The 1,096-nt window shown below is 62.5% G+C and carries 1 protein-coding gene; it reads right to left on the reverse strand.

Annotation, left to right across the window (positions count from 1 at the left end):
- A partial coding sequence (locus AACY42_RS28485; protein ID WP_339483837.1) for an amino acid adenylation domain-containing protein occupies positions 1-1,096 on the reverse strand: 1,096 nt, incomplete at both ends.

Below are 1,096 nucleotides of genomic sequence, written 5' to 3' on the forward strand. Positions count from 1 at the left end.
TTTCGCCGAACGGATCGGGGATGAACCGCAATGCAGTGAGGTCACCACGGTTCAGGTAGCCCCGTGCCAGACCGGCACGACCGACGTACAGCTCACCGATGCAGCCTTTCGGCACCGGATTCAAATCACCGTCCAATAGATACCAAGATAAGTCGGCAATCGGTTCGCCGATGGGGCTGCTGGCGTCCTGTTCCAGGTCCGCCACTGATAGCGGACGGTAGGTCACGTGCACGGTGGTTTCGGTGATGCCGTACATGTTGATCAGTTGCGGCGCCGCATCGCCGAAGCGCTCGAACCACGGGCGCAAGGACTTGACGTCCAACGCCTCGCCGCCGAACACCACGTAACGCAAGGCATTGCTTCGCGAGTCGGTGCAGGCTTCGTGCATCAGTTGCTTGAACGCCGACGGTGTCTGGTTGAGCACCGTTACCCCGGCATCGCAGAGCAGTTCGTGGAATTGCTGCGGTGAGCGGCTGATGTCATACGGCACGATCAACAGCTCGCCACCGTGGAGCAGCGCGCCAAAGATTTCCCAGACCGAGAAGTCGAATGCGTAGGAATGGAACAGGCTCCAGACATCCTGCGCGCCGAAGCTGAACCAGGATTCGGTGGCCTCGAACAGGCGCAGCACGTTGTGGTGCGGCAGCAAGGTGCCTTTCGGGTTGCCGGTGGAGCCGGAGGTGTAGATCACGTAGGCGAGGTTCGCAGCGTCCATTACTACGTGCGGATCGCTGTCGGTGAAAGCACTGACATCGGCGTCCAACAGCAGCGTCTGCACGCCCTCCGGCACCGGTAATTGATCGACCAGGGCCGCTTGGGTCAGCAGCAAGCGAATGCCGCTGTCCTGCATCATGTAGGCCAGACGATCCTGGGGATACGTCGGGTCCAGCGGCACGTAGGCACCGCCGGCCTTGAGGATCGCCAGCAGGCCCACCAGCATGTCGAAGCCCCGCTCGGCGGCCAGCCCAACCAGCACATCCGGGCCGACGCCGTGAGTGATCAACTGACGGGCGCGGCGGTTGGCCTGGGCGTTGAGTTCGCCGTAGGTCAGGGTTTGGGCGTTGCAACGCAAAGCGATGGCGTCGGGACGCGAACG

Origin of the sequence: Pseudomonas sp. RL_5y_Pfl2_73, from assembly GCF_963970515.1 — a bacterium.
GTDB lineage: Bacteria > Pseudomonadota > Gammaproteobacteria > Pseudomonadales > Pseudomonadaceae > Aquipseudomonas.